This is a genomic window from Candidatus Enterococcus willemsii, assembly GCF_009933335.1.
Taxonomy (GTDB): Bacteria; Bacillota; Bacilli; order Lactobacillales; family Enterococcaceae; genus Enterococcus_F; species Enterococcus_F willemsii.
In genome coordinates this window covers 1-3,375 of sequence record NZ_MAEL01000036.1, presented here as the reverse complement: position 1 = coordinate 3,375, position 3,375 = coordinate 1, and the positions used below count along the sequence as shown (strand labels likewise).

The window sequence follows — 3,375 nt, the reverse complement described above, 5'->3', positions numbered from 1 at the left end:
GTTCATCTTCTTTTCTATAAAAATCATTTCCAACATATACACAACTTATTCCTTTAGGCACTCTTATTTTAGCTATAGAATTACATTTATTTATATCTGAATGTAACACTCTTTTTAAGCTATTTTCTGTGAGACTAGTTGAAACAAATCCTTTGTCCACTATACTTTGACCAATTTCTATATTTGGCAAAAATTATGGATTAAATCTTCTGTAAACAACCAACTCTTCATTTGTCGACAAGTTTTCAAACATTCTATCTAATAAAAATATATTATATACGAACTCATTATACTGTGTGTTTGAAGTATAACTAGCTTTTTTACCATAAAGGTCAAATGTCTTCTTATCAAATTCTTCTTTATCGCCTATATCATATCTAAGAATTATATTGATATCTCTAAAGTGATTAAAACAGTATGTTTTCAACGCTTTTATATCTTCATGATTGTATGTTTTTGGTAGGTTCATTAACTTTTGTACTTTATGTTGTAATTGCTCTTGTGCAACGTATTGGAATAAAAAAAAAATATATAATATGTTGCACAAGAGCATTTTAAAAATAGAACTAATAACCTCATCAACTAATAATATCGTCTATTAATAAATCATATTTCTCATTGTTTAAACCTAAAGAAAGGTCAAGCCCATAACTGTTTTTCAAGTATATTGGAACATAAGGTTTATTATTTCCATCCATTTCAAGAAATATTGGTATTATTTTATTTTGAAGAGGTTTTCCATAAACCTCATCAATGATAATTTCTGATTCTGTTCCCACACCACCTTCTCTTTCATTTGCCTTCCGTTGATAACTCTTATCACATATTACTAATACTTTTTTTATACTTTCATCTCTTACTAACATTTCCATAAAGTAAGTCATATCGTTTCCTAATTTTAAAGATTTTTTATCATATATTACTTCTACCGCATCCTCTTCAAGTCTTTGAACTAAATTTTTAACTATATCCTTTGTCTCATCTAATTCCCAACTATATGAGATAAACACTTTAGGTTTGGGTAGCGGAGTAATAATATTGTTATCCATATCATCTAACTCTTCCAATTCCTCAATTAAATTCACTTTTTTTATAGCCCAATGAGTGCGATGTAACTCAGTGATACCTCTCTTTGAAACATCTATATCTAACTCAAAACCTATATTTTTAATATTCTCAATAGGTATTTTCTTGATTTTTTCAAATCTGAAGCCAATATACTTTGAACGTACTTTTAAATGACTCATTTTACCTACATACCCAAAATCTCCTCTTCCAATCTCATTTAAAAATAAGCATGGTAATTCTCCAATTTCCTTAATCACATCATCATCTTCTAAATTACTAAATTTACTTTTAACTTTCATATCTGTAAATTCTAAAAATCTATTCAATTCTGCTTTATAAGTAGTTCCTTCCCAAGCTTCCTCATCTCCTGTAACTAGCAAATTATAGTATTTCTTATCTCCAAATCGCTCTAATCCCATAGCAATACACAACCTTTAAATTATTTTCTTATTATCATTGTATGATATTAGCAGATTTTAGACAATTCTCTCTTACAGTAATTTGAACAATAGATTTCTATATATTTGAGTGTAATGCTTTATATCTGAATTATGAATGGTTTGATTACTAAGGTTTAATTGCTCTTGTGCGACGTATCAGAATAAAAAAGAATATACATTATGTCGCACAAAAGCAATTTAATTATGAATCTTTGATAATAAAAAAACCAAAGAAAGTATTTTCCTTGGTTTAATCACTGCACTAGATATTTGAATAATTCTCCATCAACATGCTATAATATGTTTGTTAAGAGCATATTAGTCTAAGGTTGGCGCCTTAGGCACATTGTGGAGAACTACTGGTCTCGCTTGAGGTGTTAGGTGTGTTATTCCTAATTCTTTTTTTAAAGCGTTATTCAGTGGTTCTTTTGTGTAACCATATTTGTCACAAACATCTTCCGACATTTTTTTCCATTCATATTTAATTATCCTTTCAGGCATTTTTTCCCATTCTTTTCCTTCTACATTTGAACTTAATTCAATATGATTACTCATCAATTCATATATGTCATTCACTAAAATATATCCTTTTTCTTCTATTATTGGATGTATTAGTTCAATAACAATTTTTTCTATGTCTTTTGATTTCTGACTTACTCCTCTTTGCTTATCAAATTCTTGAGGATAAGCCATGTCTGCTACTTTTTTCCTAAAACTCTCTCCACCCATTCTTTAGACAATGCGCCTGTCGAGTAATTATTTTCAACTAGCAACTTACACCTTGATATAAAGTTTTCTATGGTATTATTTTCGCTTATCTTATGAACATTTGAACGATATTTCTTTTTATTTTTACGTTTTATTTTCATTCCATTTTTATCTATATAGTTTTCTTGACCAGAGTTTAACATTTCCAACAAATCGGATGGTAACTGATTATTATCTAAACAATCAACTATTCCTGTAAGAGTCATTAGTTTTAAACGTCTAGAAATATTATCTTTTGAAGTATTTAGTGATTTAGCGAGTGAGTCTATAGAGTTCCATGATAAACAACTCAAGTTTCCTTTATCATCTTCATAGATATTGTTTTTGAAAATATCTAACAAAGAACATATTGAATCTACATATTTGTAACGAGCAAATAATTGAAATACTTCTGGTTCTTGTTCTTTTAAATTGGGATTCAATAGCAATGATTTTAATTCCTCTACAAATTCATGTACTTCCTTAACTGGTTCGTTCATTTCAACTTTACATCCCGTAATATCTAAAAGATATTCTAAAGCTTTCTTTCGGCTAACCATTCTTTCACCTGTCTTAGTAGTATCTGGCGGTAAAAGCCTTTGAACAATTCCAATAATATTAAATGTTTCTCCTGTTCCAAAATCATGATACAACCAAACTTCTGATATTTCATCTTCAAAGATTGTTGCAGATGGAGTTTTATCGTATCTTATTATAGAGTTAAACGCCATATATTCTGGTAAGCCTAAAAAACCTGGCATATATATTTTTTCAAAATACATTGCGGCTGAAGCCCTATTAGCAAAAATTTGATTGAACTTCGGAGCTTTATTTTTTGTTTCTTCAATATTATAGTACCCGTTTTTTATGTTTTTAAATAATGAACTTGCCCAGTCATGTTCTAATTTTGATAGATAATCATTTTCTTTAGATGTATCTATTTCTCTATATTTTTTAGCGTCTTTCAATTTTTGTTCTTTTTTCTTTTCCATTAATTCATAATCAAAATCTTTTGACATTTCAGCAACATCCAGAATGTTATTTTCGTCAATCATTATCAAATCTCTTCCACCATAAAAAATTCTGCTTGTATCTTTTGTTGCAGTATCTAATGATGGAT

The 3,375-nt window shown here is 28.6% G+C and carries 3 protein-coding genes and 1 pseudogene; all 4 read right to left on the bottom strand.

Annotated features, from left to right (window positions below; all coding sequences use genetic code 11):
* Positions 1-469: pseudogene (locus BAU17_RS14175) on the bottom strand (ADP-ribosyltransferase); the annotation flags it as partial.
* 109 nt (positions 470-578) lie between these two features.
* Entirely contained in the window at positions 579-1,487 is a 909-nt protein-coding gene (locus BAU17_RS06745; RefSeq protein WP_161902071.1) for an SEFIR domain-containing protein, read from the bottom strand.
* Between the two features lie 339 nt (positions 1,488-1,826).
* Positions 1,827-2,237, bottom strand: a complete 411-nt coding sequence (locus BAU17_RS06740) for a hypothetical protein (RefSeq protein WP_161902070.1) — start codon at positions 2,235-2,237, stop codon at positions 1,827-1,829.
* Positions 2,207-3,375: hypothetical protein (locus BAU17_RS06735; RefSeq protein WP_237579092.1), on the bottom strand; the 1,169-nt coding region annotated here is incomplete at its 5' end. The genes BAU17_RS06740 and BAU17_RS06735, both read right to left, overlap by 31 nt.

Excerpts from the sequence above, each read along its gene's own strand:
- BAU17_RS06745 (WP_161902071.1), bottom strand. The coding sequence starts at position 1,487 with ATGGGATTAGAGCGATTTGGAGATAAGAAATACTATAATTTGCTAGTT.
- BAU17_RS06740 (WP_161902070.1), bottom strand. The coding sequence starts at position 2,237 with ATGGGTGGAGAGAGTTTTAGGAAAAAAGTAGCAGACATGGCTTATCCT.